General features: G+C 32.8%; 19 protein-coding genes, 2 tRNA genes, 1 rRNA gene and 1 pseudogene. 8 read left to right on the top strand and 15 right to left on the bottom strand.

Going from position 1 to position 24685, the window contains the following annotated elements; translation table 11 throughout:
- Positions 1–38 precede the first annotated feature (38 nt).
- From WC663_00610 to rpsO, 15 genes and pseudogenes are all read right to left on the bottom strand, one after another.
- Positions 39–4411 (bottom strand): 23S ribosomal RNA (locus WC663_00610).
- Positions 4412–4823: 412 nt separating this feature from the next.
- Positions 4824–5063, bottom strand: a complete 240-nt coding sequence (locus WC663_00605) for a hypothetical protein (GenBank protein MFA6295834.1) — start codon at positions 5061–5063, stop codon at positions 4824–4826.
- Between the two features lie 65 nt (positions 5064–5128).
- Positions 5129–5707 (bottom strand): CYTH domain-containing protein, encoded by a 579-nt coding sequence (locus tag WC663_00600; protein ID MFA6295833.1) that lies wholly within the window; start codon positions 5705–5707, stop codon positions 5129–5131.
- 15 nt (positions 5708–5722) lie between these two features.
- Positions 5723–5795 (bottom strand) — tRNA-Lys (locus WC663_00595).
- A gap of 88 nt (positions 5796–5883) precedes the next feature.
- A tRNA-Arg gene (locus WC663_00590) sits at positions 5884–5955 on the bottom strand.
- A 200-nt stretch (positions 5956–6155) separates the two neighbouring features.
- Positions 6156–6878 (bottom strand): hypothetical protein, encoded by a 723-nt coding sequence (locus tag WC663_00585; protein MFA6295832.1) that lies wholly within the window; start codon positions 6876–6878, stop codon positions 6156–6158.
- A 30-nt stretch (positions 6879–6908) separates the two neighbouring features.
- Positions 6909–7838 (bottom strand): tyrosine-type recombinase/integrase, encoded by a 930-nt coding sequence (locus tag WC663_00580; protein ID MFA6295831.1) that lies wholly within the window; start codon positions 7836–7838, stop codon positions 6909–6911.
- Between the two features lie 133 nt (positions 7839–7971).
- A complete protein-coding gene (locus tag WC663_00575; GenBank protein MFA6295830.1) occupies positions 7972–9870 on the bottom strand; it encodes a chitobiase/beta-hexosaminidase C-terminal domain-containing protein in 1899 nt (632 codons plus the stop codon).
- Positions 9871–10055: 185 nt separating this feature from the next.
- Positions 10056–10547, bottom strand: coding sequence for a hypothetical protein (locus WC663_00570; protein ID MFA6295829.1), 492 nt, complete (start codon positions 10545–10547; stop codon positions 10056–10058).
- A gap of 84 nt (positions 10548–10631) precedes the next feature.
- On the bottom strand, positions 10632–11585 hold the full coding sequence (locus tag WC663_00565) for a Fic family protein (protein ID MFA6295828.1): 954 nt from the start codon (positions 11583–11585) through the stop codon (positions 10632–10634).
- A gap of 115 nt (positions 11586–11700) precedes the next feature.
- Entirely contained in the window at positions 11701–12138 is a 438-nt protein-coding gene (locus WC663_00560; protein ID MFA6295827.1) for a hypothetical protein, read from the bottom strand.
- A gap of 11 nt (positions 12139–12149) precedes the next feature.
- Positions 12150–12767 (bottom strand): class I SAM-dependent methyltransferase, encoded by a 618-nt coding sequence (locus WC663_00555; GenBank protein MFA6295826.1) that lies wholly within the window; start codon positions 12765–12767, stop codon positions 12150–12152.
- A 170-nt stretch (positions 12768–12937) separates the two neighbouring features.
- Complete coding sequence (locus WC663_00550; GenBank protein ID MFA6295825.1) at positions 12938–13663, bottom strand: hypothetical protein; 726 nt, start codon at positions 13661–13663, stop codon at positions 12938–12940.
- Between the two features lie 48 nt (positions 13664–13711).
- The gene (locus WC663_00545; protein MFA6295824.1) at positions 13712–15829 is read right to left on the bottom strand and encodes a polyribonucleotide nucleotidyltransferase; all 2118 of its coding nucleotides are present in this window, start codon (positions 15827–15829) and stop codon (positions 13712–13714) included.
- 319 nt (positions 15830–16148) lie between these two features.
- Positions 16149–16412: pseudogene (rpsO, locus tag WC663_00540) on the bottom strand (30S ribosomal protein S15).
- Positions 16413–16768: 356 nt separating this feature from the next.
- Between rpsO and WC663_00535 the strand changes: the two are divergent.
- The 8 genes from WC663_00535 to WC663_00500 all read left to right on the top strand — a co-directional run bounded on the left by WC663_00535 (position 16769) and on the right by WC663_00500 (position 24652).
- The gene (locus WC663_00535) at positions 16769–17146 is read left to right on the top strand and encodes a hypothetical protein (GenBank protein MFA6295823.1); all 378 of its coding nucleotides are present in this window, start codon (positions 16769–16771) and stop codon (positions 17144–17146) included.
- 124 nt (positions 17147–17270) lie between these two features.
- The gene (locus WC663_00530) at positions 17271–17621 is read left to right on the top strand and encodes a hypothetical protein (protein ID MFA6295822.1); all 351 of its coding nucleotides are present in this window, start codon (positions 17271–17273) and stop codon (positions 17619–17621) included.
- Positions 17622–17788: 167 nt separating this feature from the next.
- Positions 17789–19402: a DUF3352 domain-containing protein gene (locus tag WC663_00525; GenBank protein MFA6295821.1), complete on the top strand. Its 1614-nt coding sequence runs from the start codon at positions 17789–17791 to the stop codon at positions 19400–19402.
- Between the two features lie 75 nt (positions 19403–19477).
- Positions 19478–21043, top strand: a complete 1566-nt coding sequence (locus WC663_00520; protein MFA6295820.1) for a DUF3352 domain-containing protein — start codon at positions 19478–19480, stop codon at positions 21041–21043.
- 262 nt (positions 21044–21305) lie between these two features.
- On the top strand, positions 21306–21908 hold the full coding sequence (locus tag WC663_00515; GenBank protein ID MFA6295819.1) for a hypothetical protein: 603 nt from the start codon (positions 21306–21308) through the stop codon (positions 21906–21908).
- A 118-nt stretch (positions 21909–22026) separates the two neighbouring features.
- Positions 22027–22698 (top strand): hypothetical protein, encoded by a 672-nt coding sequence (locus WC663_00510; GenBank protein ID MFA6295818.1) that lies wholly within the window; start codon positions 22027–22029, stop codon positions 22696–22698.
- Positions 22699–22763: 65 nt separating this feature from the next.
- Complete coding sequence (locus WC663_00505; GenBank protein ID MFA6295817.1) at positions 22764–23567, top strand: hypothetical protein; 804 nt, start codon at positions 22764–22766, stop codon at positions 23565–23567.
- A gap of 131 nt (positions 23568–23698) precedes the next feature.
- On the top strand, positions 23699–24652 hold the full coding sequence (locus WC663_00500; protein MFA6295816.1) for a CNNM domain-containing protein: 954 nt from the start codon (positions 23699–23701) through the stop codon (positions 24650–24652).
- The last annotated feature ends 33 nt before the right edge of the window (positions 24653–24685 follow it).

The raw sequence follows: 24685 nt of genomic DNA, 5'->3' as shown, positions 1-24685 counted from the left end.
TTATAAATTAGAAATTCACGTATTGCATTTATAAACTGCTAGTCAATGCGACCTATTAGTACTGCTTGGCTACATACCTTACGGTATTTACACCTACAGCCTATCAACCCGGTAATCTTCCGGGGGTCTATGATCTAATCTTGGGGTTAGCTTCACGCTTATATGCTTTCAGCGCTTATCTAGGCCGGACTTAGCTACTCTGCAATGCCGCGGGTGCGACAACAGATACACTAGAGGTCCGTTCATCCGGGTCCTCTCGTACTACGGATGAGTCCCCTCAAATCATGACGCCTATAGCAGATAAGGACCAACCTGTCTCACGACGGTTTGAACCCAGCTCGCGTACCACTTTAACCGGCGAACAGCCGGACCCTTGGGGCCTCTTTTTTGTTTATCTCCTCTTACGAGGAGTATCAGACTATACCATCACCATTGCATAATTGTCACCAATTATGTTTTAGGTGCGAACCGTGTGATAGCGGTGTAATTTCCATAATCTATGAAACCGCCTATCTCATCCCTTAAAAAATAGGGAATCAGTCGTTAGGGGAGCAATGTTCTTGGATCATTTGCACAAAATTTTTGCGACGGCCTTTTGACCGCACATTATGTTGCGCTAATGAATCTGCTAATATCGCTACCTGACGTAAATGCTGAGGATTTTTTATTTCCTTTTGCAAAATTATCAGGGCTTTTTCTGCTTGAATTTTTTTGACTTTTAGGTAAGGTAGTAATTCAGTTAGAATCTGCACAATTTCTTTTTGATTTCTTATTTTCCAATCAAATGTAGTGCGATTTTTTCTAACTAAGCCAATACGAAATCTCTTTAAAAACCAATCCAAAATGTTTCGTTTGCTTTGCGTTATTTTTACTGTAATTCTTACTCTATAGCCAAATTTCTTTTCTTGATGTTTTTCGATAGTCGCCATAATGGCGCCATCAGCATCAAGAAATCCAGCAGTATAAGCTTTATCAGCTTCAAAATATTGCTTTCCCACGAGGTTAACCTTCATATATTCATATTATTTCTATAATATTTATTATACTTGGGACCTGCAAAATATGCAAATCGCAAGTTCATGAAGGCCTTCATCGTTTTGGGCTCGTTTCTTACTCGCATGTTTCCAAGCGAGAGAGAAGGTTTGTTTTCTCCAGTCCCAGGATGTGATGAGCCGACATCGAGGTGCCAAACCGGGCCGTCGATATGAGCTCTTGGGCCCGATCAGCCTGTTATCCCCGGGGTAACTTTTATCCGATGAGCTTCCGCGCTTCTACAAGCAACGGTCGGATCACTAAATTATACTTTCGTAACTGGTCGACTTGCAGGTCTTCCAGTAAAGCAGGCTTATGCTTTTGCACTATCGCTCCGGTTTCCATTCGGAACTAGCCTACCTTTGTAAACGCCTCAGTTACATTTTATGAGGCGACCACCCCAGTCAAACTACCCACCAGGCACTGTCTCCCCGCACTACCTTGACCAGAAATTGTATTTCTGAGCAAAGTGGTGAGGGGGTTAGATTCAAAATTCAGTAAGGGTGGTCTTTCATTGTTGCCCGAAGGCTCCCACCTATTACTAAACATAATAAACTTCAAACCAATGCCAAGCTATAGTAAAGCTCCACGGGGTCTTTCTGTCTTGCTATAGGTTAACGGCATCTTCACCGCTAATGCAATTTCACCGGATACTTCGCTGAGACAGTCTTCAAGTCGTTACGCCATTCGTGCAGGTCGGAACTTGCCCGACAAGGAATTTCGCTCATTTTGTTACTTTATATACCTATTTAAAATAGGCGGCTATCATTTTCATAATAGCTCTGTATGTCGCCATACAGTTCGGACTATATCTTCTTCGTTCTTTGTCTCACGAAAAACGAAGTCTAACGTTTAGTCTCTGAGGATTCTAAAATTTTCTTTTCTTCTGGCGATTCATCTTGCTTGCCAGATCGGCAATTGCTTTAAATCCTTTTTTATTCAGATGTTCTTTTCTGATAATTCTTTGGACTATCCTAGAAAAAATTTGGAAATCTTTTCTTTTCTTTGTCCTTAAAGAATTTTGCTTAAAAAAGGGAATAATTATTTTTCTTAGATCTTCAATATTCCTCACGGAGTATTGATAAAGATTAAATTTGTGATTATCTTGTCTGCGATTTAGCTTTACTATTCCGCATTTAAAAAATTTCTGAATTAAATGCAAAAGTTTTTCATCTTGTTCATTTTGAGTGATCACAAACTCGGGAAAAATTTGCCAGCCTAATTTTGTTGTTGAATTCTTAAAAATACTTACTGTAAAACATCCTTCTCCGTCAGTGAATCCAACTATCCAATTAGAAAATTCTAGTCTTTCCTGCTGATTGTCTAGCATAAAATTATAAATTATTTTCTATGGTAGAATTATACCATAGAATCTATAATTTGTATTAGGTTTTCCAGCATTTGGTTAGATTTTACTAAGGCTAGCGAATAGTTAACCTTAGGACGATTATAGTTATCGCCGGCGTTCATTAGCGCTTCGGGTCACCACTTGCATGGTTCGCCTTAACGTTCTAATACTGGCCAGGCGTCAGCCCCTATACATCCTCTTGCGAGTTAGCAGGGACATGTGTTTTTGGTAAACAGTCGCTTGAAGTCGTTCGCTGCGCCCCACCGAAGTGGGGTGTTCTTATTCCAAAGTTACGAACGCTGTTTTGCCGAGTTCCTTAGCGAAGTTTCTTCCGTACATCTTGGTATACTAGCACCAATCCACCAGTGTCGGTTTAGGTACGATTGCTTTATGCTAAAATATTTTGCTTTTCTGGATGCTTTTTTCGACTAGATTGGGTTTGACGAATCGCACCCTTTTCACTTACATATTAATATAAGCAAGTGTATATAACCGAAATACACCTAGCCTAATAAAGCATGTCCCAAAATATCAGCACATAAAACAGCGCAGGAATATTAACCTGCTGTCCATCCCTCACGTCAGTTCTGACGAAAGGTAAGGGTCGACTAACCCTAGGATGAAAGTCATTGCCTAGGAAACCTTGGATTTTCGATGTTTTAGATTTTAACTAAAATTTTTGTTACTCATGCCAACATTCTTTTTTCTGTCAACTCCACCAAACCTTGCGATTTAGCTTCGCAGTGGACAGAATATTCCTCTACCAATCCATGCAATAAAGCATGAATTCTACATCTTCGGTAATATGCTTAGCCCCGTTATATTTTCGGCGCATGACAACTAAGTTAGTGAGCTGTTACGCTTTCTTTAAATGATGGCTGCTTCTAAGCCAACATCCTAACTGTTTAAGTCATCGCACATCCTTTACCACTTAGCATATATTTAGGGACCTTAGATGGTAATCTGGGCTGTTCCCCTTTTGACTATGAAGCTTAGCCCCCACAGTCTGACTCCTATTATGTGATTGTCTGGCATTCGGAGTTTGATTGGAACGAGTAGGTATAAACCATCTCATTCCATCCAGTGCTCTACCTCCAAACAAGTAATAATAAGGCTAGCCCTAAAGCTATTTCGAGGAAAACCAGCTATTTCCAGCTTCGTTAGGTTTTTCGCCTCTACCCACAGGTCATCACCAAGTGTTGCACGGCTTGTGTGTTCGGACCTCCTTTGAACTTTCGTTCAAATTCATCCTGCCCATGGGTAGCTCAACTGGTTTCGGGTCTAATATATGTTACTGAACGCTCGTTAAAACTTGGTTTCCCTACGGCTTCGTTAAATAATAACTTAGCCTTGCAACATACATTAACTCGTTGGCTCGTTCTGCAAAAAGCACGCAGTCACCCCGCCGAAGCGGGGCTCCTACTCCTTGTAAGTATATGGTTTCAGGTTCTATTTCATCTCCCTCATCGGGATACTTTTCACCTTTCCCTCACGGTACTAGTTCACTATCGGTCTAATTAAATATTTAGTCTTGGAAGAGTAGTTCTCCCGAATTCACACGAGATTTCACTTAGCTCGTGCTACTTTGGAAAACAACCGTATCTGAAGCAGTTTTCGTTTACGGGACTATTACCCACTATGGTAGTTCTTTCCAGAAGCTTTCAACTAACCGCTTAGAATTACGTAAATGTTGTTTCCGAAACCCCGATAAATTAATTATTAATAACCAACAATAAAGTTAAGTTACTAATAATTAAGATACGGTTTAGACTGTTCCCCGTTCGCTCGCCGCTACTTGGGGAATCACTATTGTTTTATATTCCTCCAGTTACTAAGATGTTTCAGTTCACTGGGTACCCCTCTCTTACCGAAGTAAGAGATATCCTACATAAATGCAGGATGAGTTTCCTCATTCGGACGTCCCCGGATCAAAGGTTGCTTGCCACCTCCCCGAGGCTTATCGCAGGCTGCAACGTCCTTCTTAGGTTTAATTAGCCAAGGCATCCGCCATATACTCTTATAAAATTGACTAGCAGTTTATAAATGCAATATTAAGTTGTCAAGTTGCGGACAATTAACAGTTAACATTTAACAATTAACAAGCAACGAAATTCGTTAAGTGTTAAGTGTTAAGTGTTAAGTGTTAAGTGTTAAGTGTAAGGTTGAAAAAACCGCGTTGCCGCGGCTAAGATATTTTTAAGGTTTTTAAAAATATGTCTAAATGATTAGCCGAGGTTTTAGTTTTGTTCTTTGGTAAATCATAGAGAAGTGAATTGTTTGGAAACTTTTAGAAACTTATTTGTATAGAAAAATTATATACGCGAAAAATTATGCTGTCAAGAGATTTTGTGGATATTCTAGCAAATTAAAAATGCAAAATGAAAAATTAAAAATAACGAATAAAAAAAGATGCAAAATGCATCAGGAAAATGTGCTTTTATAATTAAACTTCGAATGTCACTGAAGAAATATCAGAATAATTGATTTCTTTTTCACGATTTACTTTTTCACCTTCTTTTATTGCTTGCTGGATTTTAACATAACGACCTGTTCGGCAGCTGAATGTGTGCCCTTTGACAGTACCGACAATTACTTCTCCGTTTTTTTGCCTTACAGAAATAGATGCACTTATCTTTTGCGCTAAAAAGAAAATCTCTTGCAACCTTTCATCTTTTGCTTCCATTGTTCCTCCTTCGCCTCTGCTTTTTTTGAGGCGGGTGAAAGAGCTATAATATTATCTAGAAAACTTTATTTTATAAATGGATTGTTCATTTTGAAAATAATCTTTGGAGTTTCATTATTTACTGTGTCTTCTGGCAACTTATATTTTTGACTATATAATGTTCCTACTGCTCCAAAAAATGCTTTTTTATAATTAAATCCTAACTTCTTTGATACTTGTTTAACTACTTTTTCTGACTCTCCTTCAATCTCAACAAATGGTTCTAGAAATGGCCATTCATCAATTGTAATTTCGACATTATCTAACATCCATAATTCTCTTGTTGATTCTTGAAATGACTTTTGTTTACAACCTAATGTTTTTAAAAATTGTTCAGCATTTTTAAAATTATCAATTTGCAAACATACTTCTTTCTGGTCTTCAATTTTTGAGCCATCAACAATTTTAATGCTCATTGTTGTTTTATTACCTTCATCTCGGACTCGGACCCATCCACCTTTTATTTCATTTCCTTTTGGAAAGTTAAAAACAATTCTCTTTTGTAAAAATTCTGGCCTAATTAATTTTGCTCCTGATTTTTTTAATTGCTTGCGAACTGAATCTTTATTGACCTTTAAAAATGTTGCTTCGTATTCAATTTGCATTGTTTTAAAAAAATATGGGCGCAAGAGGGATCGAACCTCTGACATTCTGCTTAAGAGGCAGACGCTCTACCAACTGAGCTATGCGCCCATTCTAAAACAGTTAACCATTAACAATTAACACTTAACAACTTTAGCAAAAGTTAACTGTTAAATGTTAATTGTTAACTGTTTAAAATTGCCCTCAGCAGGAATCGAACCTGCATATCCAGCTTAGAAGGCTAGTGTTCTATCCATTGAACTATGAGGGCGTTTCTAACACTTAACCTTTAACAATTGACAATTAACAAACTTTAAAGAAAGTTAACTGTTAAATGTTAAAAGTTAAGTGTTAATGTCAAAATTATATACTAAAAATAACTAAAAATCAAGGCTTATTTTCAATAATAGCATTTTTTGTGGATCTCTAGTTCTTTCAAAAGTCAAAATTTGACATTACTTATCGCGAGCTTTATTTTGATGCTTTTTCAATCTCTTCGTCGGTCATAACTTTATTTCTTTCAAGCAATTTCTTGCTTCTTTGCAACGATTCAAATCGGTCTTTAAATTGAGTAACTCTAGATTCTAAACTTTTGCCTTCTGGCATTTCTTCTAATAATTCATTAGTAACAGCGACTTTTCTATCTAAAAGGGTTGCCATTCTTGGATTACTAATATTTCTGAATTGCGCTTGATCGATTGATTGCTGTTGTCTTAAATTTGAATAATATTTTCCTTTTGCTGTTTTTTGATATCTCTCAAAAGATTCATTTGCTATTTTTAATTCTTGTTGCGTATCCACTAACATTCTATCAACATATTTTTTTGCATTTTCAGTTTTTCCTTTTCTTAGTTCAGCCTCAATTCTACCTAGCACATTGATAGCTTGTTCTGGAAGTCTTAATTTGCGATCTCGATCTGCTTCTAGTCTCTTTAATTTTTGTATTTTCTTTTCATCAGTATTTATTATGCCGTCAATAACCTCATCATTTACTCTTTCCAATTCTTTTTCGGCTTTTTCTTTGATAGATTTTGCTTCTTGTTGCCAGAATTTTTTCTCATCACCACAAAATATTTCTGGAATAAGACCTATTTCATGATGAACCCTAGCTTCATACTGACTTCGTCCTTCTGGCTGTTCTTTTATTGTTGAAATTTCTTCTTCAGGTATTGAACCATTTTCTCTTTTTAGCATAAATTTTAAATTAATTATTTTATTCTAAAATTATTTTCGATGATGGCATTTTTTGTGAATTTCGCGCAAGCCTTTGTCTGTAACGTGAGTATAAACTTGAGTGGTTGTAATATTGGAATGACCAAGCATGGCTTGGACTGAACGGATATCTGCGTCATTACGTAATAAATCAGTCGCGAAGCTGTGCCTAAGAGTATGCGGAGTTACATTTTTGGTTATGCCTGCTAGTAAAGCATATTTTTTAACAATTCTTTGAATACTTCTCGGTGTCAATCGTCCGGAATTAAGATCAGCAATTTCTTTTTCGCTATTTTTGCTGGCTTGCTTTGGATGATTGATAAATAATGGTTTTAAATTATCTTTGCGTTGTTTTAAATAACTTGATAACCATGATTTTGCTTCAGTTGATAAAAAAACAACTCTTGGTTTGTCGCCTTTACCACGAACTGTGAATTCATCATGAAGCAAACTAATACTTTCTCTATTTAAACTCACTAATTCGCTGACACGCAAGCCTGTAGAAAATAAGGTTTCTAAAATTGTGCGATCTCTTAAGCCATTTAGATTATGAATGTTTGGCTGGCTAAGAAGTTTTTCTAATTCATTTGGCTCTAAAAATTCAATTGTTCTTTCTGGAATTTTTGGTAGCTCTAATTTTTCAGCTGCCATTGTTTTAATATCTCGTTTGGCTAGGTATTTCAAAAATGAACGCATCGCAATAATATAATAACTTTGAGTTACTGATTTCAAAGCTTTGCCATTGAGATCGCGATAACGATTAAGATAGAGACGATATTTTCTGATTAAATCTGGACTGACTTGAGAAATATTGGTGACTTTTGACCAAGCTAAAAAAACGCGAAGATAATGATCGTAATTTCTGATTGTTAATTGTGATCTATTTTTTTCTATTTCGCAGTATTCGAGAAATTCGGTGATGAGTGTGTCGAAGCTGGACATAGTGTTAATTTTAGAAAACAGGAAACAGAAAACAGTTACGCCGTAGTTAACTATTTTCTGTTTCCTAACTTCAGTATAGCAATTTTTTGAGCAAAACAAAAACAGGCTTTTTTTCAGCCTGTTTAAAATGTTTTTAATTTTTTAATGCATTTTTATCTGCAATTACAAATTTTATTTTTTCAATTGTTTGAAAATAAAATATCGGAGCAAAGGTGCGATTTCCACTTAATTTTTCAGAAAGATTTAAGTCAAATTGTTTTGAATCATTAAGAGGATCAATTGCAATTGATTTTGGCTTTTTGACAAGATAATTTCTGACTTTAAATTTAATTTTGTGTGTGCTTGTATTTTGATAAATGCGGTATGGTCCTCGCCAATTATTATTTCGATCCTTGACAAATAAACGGAGATTTTTTTCTTTTAAACTATTTTGGGTTAATTTTCTTTTTGAATAATGGATCGAAATTTTCAGTTTAACTCTTTTGTCAAGATCTTTAGCATAAGCTTTTTCGACAGTGCCAAGATTTGATAATAATTTTACATAACCTCGATAGCTATTTTTTTTATTAAAATCGCCAAGAAATTTTTTCTTGTTTTGAGTTAATTTAAAATAATATTTTTTGATGACGCTTCTTTTTGGAAGCTTGTAAAATGAAATTTCAATATTCTTCTGCTGATTGTGATAAATTTGATATAATTCGACATTGCTTAAATACAAATCTGCAATTGAAAAGACTGGTACTGGACGATCAATAACGATTGGCTTAGCATCTGGAGCTGGCGGATTAATTATATCTATTGGATCATCGATTTTGATCGGAATAGCAATTAAATATTTTTCGGTTTTTACTTCCTCTTGATTTCCAGCTCTATCAATTGAAAAGAAATTGAGGTTAGTTGATTCTGAAACAACGATTGGATTCGTATATTCTTGCGATGAAATAGTTGGAATTGTGCCATCAATAGTATAATATGTTTTTGCTTCTTCGTTTGGAGTTAGAACAACTTTTTGGGATACATCATAAATTCCGCCTTTTGGCATAGCAATTGTTTCTGGTGCTGTTGAATCATACCATCCAGCGAGAAAATCTGTTTTTGACGGTTCTTTTGGCGATGCATATCCACCGGCATAAAGTTTGTCTTGATAAGCAATTAGAGATTGAACATTTGCGTTCATTCCATTTTCAAGACCAATCCACTCAGTACCATTCCATTTTGCAATGTGGCTTCCATTCAAAGTAAATGTTCCTCCCATATAAAGCTCATTATCAAAGACCAATAATGTATTAACTTGTCCATCTATCTTTCCTCCAAACACAGTCCAGGCTGATCCATTGTATTTTGCAATTTTTGCTCCATCTGTCAGCGGAAATCCACCGCCAACATATAATTCGTTGTTAAAAACTGCTGAGGCAAATGGATATTTGTAATTGCCATAACCAACGCTAACCCATGTTCCTCCATTCCATTTTGCAACACTTTTGGAAAAACCACCGACTGCATAGAATTCATTATTGTATATAGCAAAACTTTCAGGAAAGCTGTCTAAATCTCCTGCTTTACTCCAAGATGCTCCGTTCCATTTTGCAATGTTTGAAATGTTCATTCCATTTACCCTAGTAAAAAAACCTCCAACAAATAATTCATCATTAAAAACACCAATAGAAACTGTTTCATCATTTATTCCTGAATCAAGTGGAATCCATGAAGTACCATTCCATTTCGCAACAAAATCTGATGGATCAAAAGTTCCTGTAGCATAAAGTTCATTTCGATAAATTGCTAATTTTTGCACACCCGAATTTTGTGATAGTGGTGTCCAAGAAATGCCATTCCATTTCGCAAAATTACAATTTAGGGAAGTCAATTTTCCTCCAATATACAGTTCATCATTAAAAACGATCATATCAGAAACATATCCATCGATACCGCTACCAATTGAATGCCAAGTTTCATTTGCTTTTGCATAATTCAAGAAGCCAAATAAAAAGAAGACTGCTAATGGCATGAAAATTTTAAGGATTTTTTTCATTTATTTTCCTTTCCCGGTAATCAAAGTTGAATGTACCCGGAAATTATTTGCTAATATATTTAAATTCAATTTAAGTATAGCATAAATAAAATTATTAGTAATTATCAATTTTTTATGCAAAACAAAACAGGCTCAAATTGCCTGATTGTATTTTGTTACTTAATATTTTTTTGAATTCTAAAGTATTATGCTATTTTTTTTAAGGTTTCAACGTCTTTTTCGCTAAGTTTCTTTGGAGCTTTAGCAATTTTTTTTCTTTTTTCTTTAAAATTTATTATATCAGCATTTTCTGACTTATAATAAATGAATGGTTTTATCGCTAAACGGTCGTCTGATGTTTGAGAAAAACTTAAATAAATTTTTGGTGAAAATTCATTTTTTTCTGCTTCAGCAAAATGATCTTTTTCGTGCTCAACAATTTCATCTACAACTTTATCAGAAAAATTAAATTTTTTTAACAAAATTTCTTTGAGCAATTCAAAATCTGCTATTTCAATTGCGCCTTTTGGCAATGGAATATCTTTGGTTAATTCTCCTTTGAAATATTTGTCTAATTCTGCTGTTACATCTTCAAAATAATCTTCTATTTCTTTTTGATCTGGCAAATTTTCGAGAATTTTATCAATTTCAGCAAAAGTCGCTTCTTTTATCACTTCTTGGCTTGGCTCTTGTTCCATATGATTATTTTTAAAAATAAATATGAATTTTTTTTAGTATAACATTTTCTTGGACAAAATAAAACAGACTGGATGAGCCTGAATTTATTTCTTAATTTTTCTTTGCCTTATTCTATTTTTTAGATATCTATCAACAGATTCTTTCGAAGTTAACCAATTTCTGTCTTCTTTGTAAGCTTCTAATTTTCCTGTTCTGGCAAGAAGATTTAAATATTTGGCAGAAAAAGGTGTTTGCATAGATATTTTTGCTAATGTTAAAAATTTTTCTTGTTTTTCTTTAGCAGGAGTTAAAGTTTTTAGATAAATATCCAATGAACGTTCAACTGCTTGATATATGAATTGAATCAAGGGTTTATAATTTCTCTTATCAGCTGACTCAAGAACATCATAATATTTTTTCCGATCATTTTTTAAAATAACTACTAACGGATAACCAGCTTGCATTAGCAAAAGATTCATTGCTAAACGCGCAGTTCTGCCATTACCATCAAAAAAAGGATGAATATAAACTAATTTATGATGCAACAAAGTTGCTAGTTCTATGATATTAACTTTATTTTTTTGTGATCTTAGCCAGCTAATTAATTCATGCATTTTTTTAGGAATTGCTAGAGCGTTTGGCGGATTATGTTTTGAGCCAGCAATAATAACATTTGAATTTCTGTATCTTCCTGCCCATTCTCGATCAATTTCTTGAGTAATAATTTGATGCAAATTTTTTATTAAAACTTCTGAAATTGTTTGTCTTTTATTTTTAGCAATTAAATCATAAAGATATTCTAAAGCTATTTGATGGTCTTTTGCTTCTAAATGGTCTTTTAATGGCTTGCCTTTTACAGTTATTCCCTCATTGATGACTAAATAGGTTTCTTTCAGTGTCAAAGAATTACCTTCTATGGCATTTGAGTTGTAAGTCATTTCTATCTGAAATCTCTCTTTTAATTTCAGGACTGCTGTTTTTGGCAATGGCCGTAATTTGTTTAGTCTGGAAAGTTTTTCTTTAATTCTTTTTGTGATAATGGGTGATATATATTGCATAAGCTTAAATTTTGTTAATATGGTATAGCTCTATAATTTAAGTATACCATATTAAGAATTATTGTCAATACATTTTTTGGCAAAATAAAACAGGCTGGATGGGCCTGAGTTTAATTTATAAATATTTTTTTATTGCTTCTTTCATCTCTATTACTGTTTTATCATCTTGCTCTACTTCTGTCCAAATTGGATCAGAGCCATAGTTTTTATCTTTGAAAATTTTGTTGCCAAATTTTTTGTCTTTAGAATATCTTGGCAGACCATGAAAATGAAGTTGATGACAGCCATTGCCCAATTGCCAATAATTAAATCTTTGAGGCTTAAAGATCTTGTTTTTTGAAAGCGCATTTTCAATTTCTTTGCAGACTTTTTTGAATTCTAATAATTCTTTGTCTTTGAGTTCAGATATTTTTTCGACTCCTTTTCTTTTGCAGAAAATAATATAATTGCCAAAAGTATGTTGATGATAGCTTACTTCTGCTATCCAATATTTATATTCTTTTAAAATACCTTTGGAATATTTATTTTTTGGATCATAAAATCTTTTGAACATAAAAGTTTATTTTAGATTTTTTTTACAATGAAATAAAACATGTGTGCATTATCGTAACCTTTTGGTTCTTTGTGCCAGGATTCGATAATCTCGAAACCATGTTTTTTCAATAAATCTTTTATTTCATTTTCAGAATAATATGAATAAAATTTTTTTATGCCTTTATATCTTTCATCTGCCTCAAATTTTTCTCCGGTTCCCTCTTTTAAATTAAAATGGAAAAAACCATTATGTTTTAAAATCTTATAAATCTGGTTAAATGCTTGATCAATATCTTTTTTACTAATATGAACTATTGTAGCATTACACCAGATTCCATCAAAAAATTTATCTGCAAAATCTAAATCTAATATATCCATTACAAAAAATTTTGCTTTTTTGACTCTGCTTTTGGCTCTTTCAATCATTTTTTCTGATAAATCTACGCCATAACAATCAAAACCAAGATCGACAAATGTTTGGGTATCGCGCCCATATCCACAGCCAAGATCAAGAATTTTCGCTTTTTTTGGTAAAAGTTTAACAAATTTTTTCAGCCAAGCTGAATCTTGTAATCCTTGAGTCTTTTTTATGTATTCATCAATATTCTTGTTGTAAAAATCAATTGTTTCTTTTTTATAATTTTTCATAGACATATTATTCCTCATTATTAATCTTACGATTTATTTTATTATATTACTTTAAAATTATTTGAGAATATTTATTTTTTGGGTCATAAAATCTTTTAAACATAATGTTTTGTTATTCAGTCTTTTTGACACAAACCTTCAACATCTAAAGAACATTATTGAGACAAAAATTAGCTAAAAGAAATAAAGTATGATCCATCATTTTTGTTTTGATGTAAATCACATCCTTGAGTTTTTATTTTTTTTAAATTAAACGGAAATTTATATCTGTTTACGTAGTCCTTTATAAAAGTTTTTTTATCAGGATTATAAATTATTATATGTTCTAACTGATAGTCTGGAAGATTTTTTTTATTAATAATTCTAACATTAAAATATAATATTCTATTTCCGAAATTAATGGGCTTCAAAATACCAATTTTTTCTTTCGACTGTAAGATTTTATCGCCCTTATTCCCGCTTATTAAAAACGAACTAAGATATCTATCTTCTTTATGAATATGTGTAAGACCATTTTTTTCATTTACCCAAAAAAAATCAATCATGAAATTTTTATCTTCATATTCTTTGAGAAAAAAATAAACACATTTTGACTTATTATATTTTGAAAAAACAGGATATTCTGAGATTCTTTTCGGTATATAAGAAAATATTGGATTTAGATATTCAAAATTATAATGTGAATTTTTGAATAAAGGTGGAAATTTTATTTCATTGAAATGAAAAACCTTTTTGCCTTCTTCGTGAAAAGATATGTATTTTTTATTATCTCTAAATATCAGATAAATATCTTTTTTTGTTTTTTTTAATTGAATTTTAAAAATATTACGGTCTATTCCATTTTTTGTCTTTATTAACATTCTAATTGTGTCTATATTTGATCCTTTATTTTCCATAATTTTTATCAAAAACGGCTAACCCCAAATGAGATTAGCCGTTGAATGTTATTTCTTATTATTCTCGTTGATCAGTCCTAGATTTGTTCTGCCTTCACTGTCTATTTCAAGTACTTTGACTTTGACAGTTTGACCAAGCTTGACGATATCCTCTACTTTATTAACGCGATAAGGCGCTAATTTTGAAATATGGATAAGACCATCACTGCCTGGAAATAGCTCGACAAAGGCACCGAAGTTCATGATTCTAACTACCTTGCCAACAAAGATCTCACCGACTTTGATTTCTCTTGTTAGATCTTTGACCCAAGCAAGAGCTTTTTCTGCCTTGGCTTTGTCATTTGAAGTAATGAATACTGTTCCATCATCTTCGATGTCAATTTCAGCTGATGTTTCTTCAATGATCTTATTAATCATCTTTCCGCCTGGTCCTATTACATCTCTGATCTTTTCTGGATTAATATGAATAGTATAAATTCTTGGAGCGTACTTAGATAAATCTTTACGAGGCTGTGCAATAATCTTGTTCATCACGTCCAAAATTTGTATTCGGGCTGTTTTTGCTTGATTCAAAGTGTCTAAAACCATTGAATCTGTTAAGCCTAAAGTCTTTGTATCTAATTGAATAGCTGTAATGCCATTTTTTGTACCAGCAATTTTGAAATCCATTCCGCCTTCTGAATCTTCAAGATCTTGCAAATCTGTAAGAATTTTATAATTATTATCATCAGTTGAAGCCATGCCCATAGCAATGCCAGCAACTTGTTCTTTGATTGGAACACCAGCATCCATTAAAGATAATGAAGAACCGCAAACAGATGCCATTGAGCTTGAGCCATTTGAAGAATAAACTTCAGAAACTAATCTCATTGTGTATGGAAAATCTTCTTCTTTTGGCAATAATGGCTCTAAAGCTTTTTCTGCTAACATGCCATGACCGATATCGCGACGGGACGGACCGCGAAGTGGTGAAGTCTCGCCAACTGAGAAAGGCAAGAAATTGTAATGATGCATATATCTCTTCTTGTATTCTTCTTCTGCATCTTCAATAATTTGTTTATCTGAAGGTGCTCCCAAAGTTGTGATTGTCAAAACTTGTGTACCGCCTCTTTTGAAATAGCCAGTACCATGAACTCTTGGCAACATTGAAACTTTGCCTTCTAATTTTCGAACTTCGTCCATTTTACGATTGCCAACTCTTTTATCGTTATTTAAAATATTGTCGCGAACGAAAATTTCAGAAAATCTGTGGCATTCAGCATTAATTAAGCCTTTGCAATCTTCGCCAAATTTTTCTGACAATTCACAAGCAACTGTATCACATAATGCATAAACTTCATGTTTTCGAACTCTAGTTGGGCCTTCATATAGAATTTTACTTAAGCGATCCATCATTGCACTTTTGACGCCATCTTCTAAACCAGCTGGAATTTCTGGAACTGGAACTTCATTCTTTTTCTTGCCAACTTCTTTTTGAACTTTTTCTAAAAATTCAATAATTGAAACAATGTTTTTCTTAGCAAATTCTATTGCTTTGAACATATCTTGCTCTTCAACTTCATGTCCTTGAGCTTCAATCATTAATGTTTTTTCTTTTGAAGCTGAAACAATCAAATCTAAATCTGATTTTTCACGTGTAGCAAATGTTGGATTTAAAACTAATTCGCCATTGACTCTGCCAATTCGAACTGCACCGATAATTTTGTTAAATGGAATGTCTGAAATAGCTAAAGCAGCAGATGCGCCAACTAAACCAACAATATCAGCATCATTTTCGCCATCAACTGATAGAACTTCAATAATTACTTGAATATCATTAACAATGTGTTGAGGAAATAATGGTCTAATTGAACGATCAATAATTCTAGCTTTGATAATTGATTCATCTGAAGGCTTGCCTTCGCGTTTGATAAATCTTGAACCTTTAATTTTTCCACCAGCATATAGTTTTTCTTCGTAATCAACCATTAATGGAAAATAATTTACATCTGGTCGAACTGAACCCGAGATAACGCATGTAGCCAAAATAGCAGTTTCACCATATTGGACTAAAACTGCACCATTAGCTTGCTGTGCTAGCTCACCTGTCTTGATCGACAATTTTCGGTCGCCAAGAATCATTTCAAATTCTTTTGGACCTGTACTTTTCTTGAACAAATTTAGCATTTGTTTTTAATTCTTTCTCTTTGACGTTCAAATTACAGACTGTCTTAAAAATCTAGTCTGACTATTTGAACATCAATTTAAGAAAAAATTTTGATTAATTAATATAAATTTCGTTAAATAAATTCTGCGTCTTCTGCGTCAGATTCTGCGTATTTCTGCATTCAAGACTTTAACGCAGAATAACGCAGAAATGAACGCAGAAAACGCAGAAACTTTTGGTGCTTTATTCCATATCTTCATCAATTTCTGCATCTTGATTTTCGGCGATTTTGCTGATTTCTTCACTTCTTTTCTTTTCTGCTTCTGTTTCTTCTTTGATTTTTTTAAGTTTTAACTTCTTAATGATTGTTTGATAACGTTTTTCATCTTCTTTAGATAAATAAGTCATCAATTTTCTTCTTTGGTGAACTTTGCCTAATAAACCTCTTCTTGAAGAATTATCTTTGCGATGAGTCTTTAAATGTTCTGTTAATTCTTCGATCTCTGCGCTTAAAATTGCAATTTGTACTTCTGGTGAACCTGTGTCACCTTTGTGAGTTGCATACTTCTTCATTAAAGAAGTCTTTTTTTTCTTGCTCAACATAATTTTATGACCTTTCGCTATCTTTAAAAATGTTTTGCGTAAACCACGTCTAATTATTTAATCCATGTTTGCACGGATTCGTGCGGATAACATGCGGATTATCCTGATGGATTACGCTGAACGAAGTTTAAATTAAACGAAATTCGCGACTATTTTAGCACTAGCAAAAGCTTTGGCCAAAATAGCGTATTAATTATTGTAAACTAAACTAATATAGTTTTTACTATATTTTATATTTTAATTATACCAAATGAATTTAATTTTGGCAAGACTATTTGGATTGACATTTTATGTTAATTATGTAATATTTTATTGTTCCTCTCAACAACGAGAGGCAAGGAGGCAGAATGAAACCTATGCATGGTGACGTCCTTTCGGTAGTACACATCAAATCTTTTGCTTTGAAAATCCAAATGTTCCCAGAACTCGAACGACAAGCTCGCGTGTTTGGTCCATACGGACTTGGTGTAGTTCGAGGACGTTTTCGCATGAAAACTGATTTTACGTCAGCTATCAGTTTCCGCAATTCGGAAGATGGCTCATTGCAGTTGGAAACTTTTGTGATTGGTATTGGCGCAACAAGATATTATACTCCTTTGCTTGACATGTTCTGCAAAAACAAGGGAAGCTTGGATGCAATTTTTGTTTGGAATGATGGTTATACGATCGAAAAGGTCGTAATTACTGATGGCGTGATGACTGAAACAAATCTTCTTGAAGGTTACGCTCATTGATATAAACTAGTTTTACTAGTTTTTTTATTTAAAAAAATTAATTGGCTTCACAAAAACTAAATTTATGCTATATTAAAATGTTTAAGTGTTCTTTCAAACCTCGAACAAGGAAAGGAGGGGACGGATGAAAAAGGAAGAAAAAAGACATCTAGTAAGGTGGTGCAATGTTGATACGGTAGTAGTTTTGACAAGCGATGGCAAGAGGCACACATTCTATCCTATTTCAATTGAAAAATTTCATTTGGTTCAAGGTGGTGATCTCTGGGTTTGTAGCAAGACATCTTTTGTCAAAGATGATAGAGCGACATTTGTAAAAATATTTGGCTTTGATGAAAATGTTACTTCAGAAGAGAATCAAACATGTACACATGAGATAATGATTCCAAATTCGAATAGTCCAGGACGAACAGTGATGATTAGATGGAGCGGTCCAGCAAAAAATTCTAATGAAGTAATTACTGGTTTTGTTCTCTAAAGATTGTTCTATCCTGTAAGGTTCTAACGAGCCTTTTTTTATTTATATTTAAAATTTGCGAGGAAAGTTTTTGTAAGATATAATTAAAACAATTAACCGTTAACAATTAACTATTAACTTTTTTAAAATTTGTTAAATGTTAATTGTAAAATGTTAATTGTAAAAATGTGTCAAAACGTCGAAAACAATATCTTCAAAATCAAAAAAGAAACAAGAAACTAATAATTATAATTGCAATTTTGCTTGTTCTTATTTTTGGTTTGGGAATGATTTTTGCGATGTATTCCAATAATATTGCTAAGAAGAGTATGGAATCTTTTGTGCCGAATGACTTGATTTCATTTGCAATAGTAGATATTAATAAAGATTCTAAACAAAATGTAAAATTAACAGAAATTGCCAAAAGAATGGGCAATGACAAAACTTTTAGCGATTATTTGCAAAGCTTGGTACTTGCTGGAATAACGCCAGATGATTTAAAAATTGATGAAAATACTTTTTATGGTTGGCTTGGCAAAAAAATTGCTGTTGGCAATATTCGAGTGACAAATGATCGATTTTCTAAAATTTTTCTAGTTGAAATTAAAAATCGAGATTTACTAAATAATTTTTTGAATATTTTTGATGATAATCTTGAGAAAAAAGGCTATGTAGTTGCCAAGGAAGACTTTAGAGGAAATGAAATTACAAATATTACCAGAAAAAATAACCTTACTTATGCCATTTATGATAATTATTTATTAGTTTCTGAATTTCCTGATGGTTTGAAAAAAATGATTGATACAAAATTAGGCAATGGCAAAGCTTTGGCTTACGACGGAAAATATAAAAAAGCGAAGAATAAATTAAATAATCAAGATGGAGTAGTTTTTGTTTATGGAGATGTGCTGGAATTAATGAAAGTCTTTTTGAAGTCTAATTTGAAGCTAGATGATGATATTATGGGAAAATTGAAAGAAATTGGCGGAAAATATTATGCTGGTGCAAAGTTTTCAGCTTCAGATGATAAAATTCTGGCAAAGATCTATATGCCAGAATTATATAAAATAAGCGACAATAAAAAAATAAAACCTAAATTTGCGGATTTTGTTTCGGAAAGTACTGCATTCTATATGGAAGGCGCAAGTTTAAAACCAACGTTAACAAGTTTTGTAGCTGGCAATTCGCCAGATCCAAATGCAGAATTTGCTTTAATATCTAGAGGCGTAGAGCTTGACTATGGAATTGATCTGAATGAATTTTTAGATTTGCTGAGCGGACAATATGGCATATATTTAGCTCCTGATTTTACTAATGAAAAAATAAGAGTGGCTTTGATGATTGATATTAAAGGCAAAGATAATGCTCAAGAAAAATTTAATAAGGTAGAAGGATCTTTAGCAAAGTTGATTAAAAAATATTTAAATGATGATAAGGATGCAAATTTTATTACTAGAAAAAACAAAGATATTACATACAAAATAATGAATTTGCCGAAAAAAGCATTTGATCTTGGGTATTTTGTAAAGGATGATAAACTTGTGATTTTCAGTAGCGAAAAGATCTTGGATAATTTTCAATCTGATGATAAATTGAATAGCGACGCTGATTTTAAGGAACTAGCAAATTCCAAAACTGAACAATTGATTTTTATTTCGATTGATGATTTGTTAAAATTATCTTCAAATTTTGGAGGAGATAAAAATACTGCAAGCTTAGCACAATCATTAGGAGCAATAAGAATTACCAAAAACCGCAAATGGTCAGGTAATTTTATTGATGCAGAGATAACCGTTAAATAGTAACTAGTAATCAGTAACTAGTAACTAAACGACTAGTTAAAAGTTACTTATTACTTATTACTAGTTACTTCACGTATGGATATAATCAAAAAAAAGGAACAAGTTTTTATTTCTCCAGTACAAGAAATAAGCGGCAAAAAGAAAAAGCCTATTTGGCTGAAAGTGGTTTTAGTGTTGCTTGGAATTTTGGTATTGGCTGGCATTTTAGCTTTGGCTGGCTTTTTTGTTTATGATTATTTTAAAGCGAAAAATCTGGATCCATTAGTAAAACTTGTACCGAATGAAGTTTCTTTTTATGCTTATACTAATAGAATGAATATCGGCAATGAGACTTTGAAGAATACTGATTTACTATTAGCGTCAAAAAGTGCAAAAAATATTTTACCGACCAATCTTGAGGTTGCTTTAGGTTCGGAAAGCGCATATGCCCTATTAAGGGATGCTCATATTTTTATTTTCAAGGATGCGAATTTAGAATTATTTAAAAATAATGTAATTAACAATGCAAACACGAGTTTTTTTGATTACAGTAATGTAAAAATCTATGAAGTAAAGCTTGCTAACCAAAATCCATTTAGCTATTTAGTGATAAATAATATTTTAGTCATTTCTGATAACGATGATGCTTTGAGAAAAGTAGTTGATGCAAATGTTGATCAAGCTAAGAGCTTGAGAAATGATAAATATTTTAATGAAGTGAATAAAAAAGTTTTGTCTGATTCTTTTATGTATGCTTTTTCTAAAAAGACTAATGATCTGCTTGCTTTACTCCCAAATTTTAGCGCTTTAAATTCAATTGATAAATTTATTTTTGATAATAATTATTTCTTTTTAACTGCAAAGGAGGAAAATTCGGATATTAATTTAAAAATTTATTCTGATTTAAATTTGAATAAGCAATTGTCTTTGAAAGAGCCATTTAAATTCTTGCCAAATAAAACAACTATGGCTTATTCAGGAAATAATTTGCAGAATACTTATCAAGATTTGAAAAAAGATGCTAATTCAAATGTTAATTTCTTAGAATTTTTGGATGGCTTTGAAGATCAAATTAAAAATAATTACGGAATAAGCTTTGAGAATGATTTACTCCCATTATTTGATAATAATTTTGAATTCATTGTTTTGCCTGGCAAAAAAGATCAAACTTCTTGGAGCGTGATTTCGGAAGTTGATAATGAAGCAAAATTAAGCGATAAAATGGGACAAGTAGAGACAGGATTGATAAAATATTTTGCGAGGCAAAAGCCTAGAGAGAAAAAAGTTGAATTAGCTGATGGATCAGAAGGAATTGAATTATTGCCTGATGTTTCCAAATTCAAATTTGTTAATGCTGATTTTGAAAATTTTAAATTAAGAACTTTAATTGAAAAAGAAAATAAAAAAGATTTGGACAGTTTTGCCTATTCTTTTTATGATAATAAATTGATTTTAGCTAGCTCTTCAGATGCGCTTAAAGAAATTTTAAAATCATTCCAAAATCAAAATTCAGAAATAAATGCTGATGTAAAAGCTAATAATGGCTTATTGTATTTGAATTCATTGGATTTTTTGAATAATTTTGGAATTAGCTTGAAAGGAGATTTGACTCTTGGGTTTGAAGATGGAAATACGATTAATGGATTGATACGATTATATTGAATTTTCTGTTTTACGTTTTAAAATGTTTAATAAAATTTAATATCCGTAATATCCAAAGCGTGTTGATATTACGGATATTTTGATATTCGGATATTACTAATTTAATAACCACGTACTTTTTAAAAAGATAATTTCCGAATATCTAAAACGTCGGTGATATTGATATTTGAATATCGGCGTGTTAATATAATTTAACGAAAAATGATATAATTTCCGAATATTTTAAAGTATTGTTCTTTGCCAACAAGGAGGAGGAAGAAAGATGGATGAGGCGCACGCGAACGCAAAAACAGGTTTGAAAAAAATTGAGATTCCAAATTGTTTGAGTGAAATTGCTGATAAATATCGTATTGCTCAAATTATCGCTGATGCTTCTTACTGGAAACGTTTGAAGAATTCGCAAATTTCTTTCTCTGTGCTGTTTCTTTGTATTACTTCAATACCACTATTGCCTATTTTATTTATTCAAAAATCTCTTTTGACTATTTGCCTAATGATTGCGTTTTATGTTGCATTTATTGCTTTCCTTGTATATAAATATCGTTCATTAAATCGTAAGCATCTTGAAGCAGTAGAAACAGTCAATAATGAAAAAGCAAAGCAATGCGCAAAATTTGTTTTTTTGGCTGAATCCTATAATGATATCATTGATCGTGCAGAAAACTTATATAAGTTGCTAAGATTTGATATTGATAAATCAAGGCTTAGTTCAATGATGAGAATTTATGATGTTTTAAATGAAGTTCACATGATACTTCACCACGAAAATATTGGAGGAATCGAGTTTTTTTACATTGATGATTTATATAGATCAATAAAAGATGATTTGGATATATTTGGACTTGATAATGTAATAATTGCATAATATTTTGTACATTTTGTAAGCAGATTTTTCTGCTTTTTTTATTGCTTAAAAATTAGGATTATGTTAGTTTGATTTATGCACTTTTTTTCGCCGCAGAAAAAGCGGCAGAGGAGGCGAAATGCCAGATGAAAGGTTTTTGAAATTAGCAGAACAATTTGGAAAAGACGTCGCGATTGCAATTTTCATTGACATCTTGACTCCTGAAGAGATGGCTACGCTTAAAGTTACTGATATCTTGGAAGCATACGAGTATGCTGATTCAGAAACAAGGGGAAAGATTGCTCTTTATATTAGGCAACATTTTGTTTTTTCAGATGCCTTGATTGTTTTTGAAAAAGGAAGCATCGGACTTCGTAGAAGCGCTGAAGAAGTCATTTGTGCAAGAGGAACTTTTGAAGATTTGAGGCGAGCATTTGTAGGCATGAGTGTGCACGAATTAAAAGATAGAAATAATAGTTTGTATGAACTTAAGAAATTCCTTCAAGCAAGATTGATTAAATTAGCTGGAATTGGAACAGATGCAGGTGTGAATGCTGGCAAAGAATTATCTTTTGATGATATGCTATTTGCATATATTACATTTAAATCTCATACAGTCTTAAAACACTTGCCTCATACTTGTACAACAATTTTGGAGGCAAAAAATGTATTGAATATAACAAAAAATGCGCTTAATGAATGTCGTGTTTTGAAAGAGATGGGTGAGAAAGAGGACTCTCTTTCTGAAGTTGTACAAATTCATGAAGAAGCATTTCAAAAGTTGCGACAGCTGGCATTTGCACAATCATAGCAGATTTATTTCTGCTTTTTTTATTTTTGGCTTGATTAAAATATTTTGTTTTGATATTATTATCTATGCTCTTTTTTACCCCAAGCAAGGAGGAAGGGACGATGTGGAAAGACCGAGAAAAGATGAAGCTAGCTTTGGGACAATTAAAAGCTATGGTTGGTGAACGTATTGCAATAGCTGCTTTCTTTAATGAACTGACAGATGATGAAATTCTAGTTCTTGGATCATCGCTCCTAATCGAGGTATGGAATCATCTTGATTTTACTCAAAAAGACAGAATGGAAAAGTTGTTGAAAATATCTTGTACTTTTGCTGAAGCAGTAAGGATTTACCGTCAGGAAATTGGAATATATCATGTGAAGGCTGAAATGACAGTTTTGGAAAGAATAGCACAAGAAATTATGGAAGAAAAAGGTACTTTTGCTGATTGGAAAGCATTGTTTGATGAAGTAGAAAAAGAATTGGAAGCGAAAGGTCATGACTCGACCGAGGTTGAGTGCGAAGGTTCGCTCGAACAATTGCGTGGATTCGAATTTTTAATTGCAGGAAGACTTGAGAAATATGCAGCTAACTTGGTTGAAAAGGAAGAAGTGTTGACTTTCGAACAGAGTCAGGCAGTCTATTACAGAGCTTGTGCAGTTGGTGATCAGATTGAAATATTGTGTCATATGGTTGAGTCATGCAAAACTATTGAGCAAGCAAAATGGATTCATGAACAAGCTCAATCTTGTCTGGAAGTTCCAGCTGTAAAAGTAACAGAAGGTCACGATGGCGAAAATGAAACATCAATGTTTAGCTGCGCAGAGTATGCAAAAAGTATGTCATTGAAGAAAATGCAGGAACTTGCCTTAGCTCAAAGTACCTTGTAAGCAGATTTATTTCTGCTTTTTTTATTTTGGCTAAAATAATATTTATTTTTGATTAAAATTGCATTATACTCAAATATCGCTCTTTAAATTTATTGTAAAGTAAAAAATCCCAGAAACAGGAGGAGAAGAAAGTGGCAATAATAATCGTAATGATTTTGACTTTTGTGTTCAGCTTTTTTTTATCTCTTCTTGAATCTTCATGGCTAAAAATGGTTACTGCTGACATTGTGAAATATGAAATGGAACATAAGCAAACGAAAACAACTGCGCTGATGAAAAAGATTCTAAAAAATCAGCCAATTGTTGTTAGTTTTATTCTCTTGATGATATATTCTGTTTTGTATTTTGGACCATTGACTATTGGCAGGTTGGCAGCAAAAACTGATGGACCGTTGCTTGAAATATCGCTCTTTGTCTATCCATTATTCATGTTTTATCTTGGTGAGATTGTACCAAAGATTTTTGGCATTAAGTTTTCATTTCAATCCTGCAAGTATAGCGCTCACATTCTTTTTGTGTTAATGATTGTTTTTTATCCGATTACTTGGCTGATCAAATGGACAACAAAGATAATGGGCGGATATGAGGAGGTAGTTGATGAAAAAGATGTGATTGCATTAGCAAGACTTGCATGCGAACAAAAAGCGTTGTCACGTGAAGAAGCGGCAATTTTGGAACGCTATTTGGCAGTCAATAATTTGCATGCCAAAGATTTGATGGTGCCGATAAAAGATTGTTCTAAAGTAAAATCAACAACTTCGAGAGCAGATTTGCTTGGAGCTGTAAAAAGAGATCGGCCGATTCTAATTGTTGACGATCAAAATCCAAAGATTGTGATTGGCTTTATTTCTCCTGATGATTTGCTGGAATTTGTTTTGAGAATAAACAAGGAAACTCTTGTTTTACGAGGATTAGTAAGCGCAACAATTGAAATTCCAAATAATATGCTGATTGGCGAAGCGTATGCTTTATTAAAAAATAATCCAGTTGGACGAGTAATTGATAAATCAGAAAAAACTCTTGGCATTATTACTTTGCATGACATTGTCGTAAAGTTCCTTCAAACCCAAGATGACTTGGAGTAAGCAGAATTTGTTCTGCTTTTTATTTTCGTGAAA

The sequence above is a fragment of the Patescibacteria group bacterium genome, from assembly GCA_041662665.1.
Lineage (GTDB): Bacteria > Patescibacteriota > JABMPQ01 > JABMPQ01 > JAQVVF01 > JAQVVF01.
The sequence above is the reverse complement of the archived record's forward strand: the minus strand, read 5'-3'. Positions and strand labels throughout refer to the sequence as shown.

What these genes read in the sequence shown, in the direction of transcription:
- WC663_00605 (MFA6295834.1), bottom strand. Translation starts at nt 5,063, where the DNA reads ATGGAAGCAAAAGATGAAAGGTTGCAAGAGATTTTCTTTTTAGCGCAA.
- WC663_00600 (MFA6295833.1), bottom strand. Translation starts at nt 5,707, where the DNA reads ATGCAAATTGAATACGAAGCAACATTTTTAAAGGTCAATAAAGATTCA.
- WC663_00585 (MFA6295832.1), bottom strand. Translation starts at nt 6,878, where the DNA reads ATGCTAAAAAGAGAAAATGGTTCAATACCTGAAGAAGAAATTTCAACA.
- WC663_00580 (MFA6295831.1), bottom strand. Translation starts at nt 7,838, where the DNA reads ATGTCCAGCTTCGACACACTCATCACCGAATTTCTCGAATACTGCGAA.
- WC663_00575 (MFA6295830.1), bottom strand. Translation starts at nt 9,870, where the DNA reads ATGAAAAAAATCCTTAAAATTTTCATGCCATTAGCAGTCTTCTTTTTA.
- WC663_00570 (MFA6295829.1), bottom strand. Translation starts at nt 10,547, where the DNA reads ATGGAACAAGAGCCAAGCCAAGAAGTGATAAAAGAAGCGACTTTTGCT.
- WC663_00565 (MFA6295828.1), bottom strand. Translation starts at nt 11,585, where the DNA reads ATGCAATATATATCACCCATTATCACAAAAAGAATTAAAGAAAAACTT.
- WC663_00560 (MFA6295827.1), bottom strand. Translation starts at nt 12,138, where the DNA reads ATGTTCAAAAGATTTTATGATCCAAAAAATAAATATTCCAAAGGTATT.
- WC663_00555 (MFA6295826.1), bottom strand. Translation starts at nt 12,767, where the DNA reads ATGAAAAATTATAAAAAAGAAACAATTGATTTTTACAACAAGAATATT.
- WC663_00550 (MFA6295825.1), bottom strand. Translation starts at nt 13,663, where the DNA reads ATGGAAAATAAAGGATCAAATATAGACACAATTAGAATGTTAATAAAG.
- WC663_00545 (MFA6295824.1), bottom strand. Translation starts at nt 15,829, where the DNA reads ATGCTAAATTTGTTCAAGAAAAGTACAGGTCCAAAAGAATTTGAAATG.
- WC663_00535 (MFA6295823.1), top strand. Translation starts at nt 16,769, where the DNA reads ATGCATGGTGACGTCCTTTCGGTAGTACACATCAAATCTTTTGCTTTG.
- WC663_00530 (MFA6295822.1), top strand. Translation starts at nt 17,271, where the DNA reads ATGAAAAAGGAAGAAAAAAGACATCTAGTAAGGTGGTGCAATGTTGAT.
- WC663_00520 (MFA6295820.1), top strand. Translation starts at nt 19,478, where the DNA reads ATGGATATAATCAAAAAAAAGGAACAAGTTTTTATTTCTCCAGTACAA.
- WC663_00515 (MFA6295819.1), top strand. Translation starts at nt 21,306, where the DNA reads ATGGATGAGGCGCACGCGAACGCAAAAACAGGTTTGAAAAAAATTGAG.
- WC663_00510 (MFA6295818.1), top strand. Translation starts at nt 22,027, where the DNA reads ATGCCAGATGAAAGGTTTTTGAAATTAGCAGAACAATTTGGAAAAGAC.
- WC663_00505 (MFA6295817.1), top strand. Translation starts at nt 22,764, where the DNA reads ATGCTCTTTTTTACCCCAAGCAAGGAGGAAGGGACGATGTGGAAAGAC.